Source organism: Frankia sp. CcWB2 (assembly GCF_977927585.1).
This window is the reverse complement of record NZ_CDWRCM010000038.1, coordinates 16,634-17,445: the sequence shown is the minus strand read 5'-3', so window position 1 is coordinate 17,445 and position 812 is coordinate 16,634. Positions and strand designations below refer to the sequence as shown.

Here is an 812-nt window from a genome sequence, read left to right as displayed (position 1 = left end):
CTCTAGCGACGCTGCTGGAGGGTTTCCGACCGTGTTTCACCGCACCGACGTTTCGAGTGTTCCGCGCCCTCGTCGTCGGGATGCTGGCCGCGACCGGCCGGCGGACGGTGCGCGGCATGCTCGTGGGGGCCGGGCTGTCACGGACCTTGCCGCACGACCGGGCGCACCGGTTCTTCGCCGCGGCCCGCTGGGACCCCAACCAGCTCGGTCTGGCACTCGCCCGTCTCGTCGTGCGACTGCTCGCCGCCCACAGCGCCCCGGTGCTGGTCGCGGTCGACGACACCCTGTTCACCAGGACAGGGAAAAAGGTGTGGGCCGCGGGCTGGTTCCACGACGGCTCCGCCCGAGACTCCCGCCAGATCGGCTTTGGGAACAACTGGGTGATCGTCGGGATCGTCGTGACCCTGCCGATGCTGGACCGGCCGGTGTGCCTACCAGTGCTGGCCCGTCTGGTCCGCAAGGACACCACCTCGGCGTCCCGGCTGTGGCTGGCCGCCCGCGCGGTCGAACAGCTCGCCGCTGTGCTACCCGGCCGCCGGATCCACGTCGTCGCGGACGCCGCCTACGCCGGTGACGAGCTGCGCACCCTGCCCAGCTCGGTGACCTGGACAACCCGACTCCGCAAGGACGCCGCCCTGTTCGCCCCCGCCCCGCCGCGGACCGGGAAACGCGGCCGGCCCCGCCTGAAAGGCGACCGGCTCGGCACGCTGACCCAGCTCGCCACCACCGAGACGTTCGTCCCAGTCACGGTCGTCCGCTACGGCCAGACCGTCACCGTCCACGTCGCCGCCGTGCGCTGCCTCTGGTACGGC

1 protein-coding gene is annotated in these 812 nt (G+C 72.2%); it reads left to right on the top strand.

Annotated features, from left to right (window positions below; translation table 11 throughout):
- Positions 1 to 11: 11 nt before the first annotated feature.
- The coding region (locus ACY45C_RS06345; RefSeq protein WP_462186726.1) for an IS701 family transposase at positions 12 to 812 on the top strand (801 nt) is incomplete at its 3' end.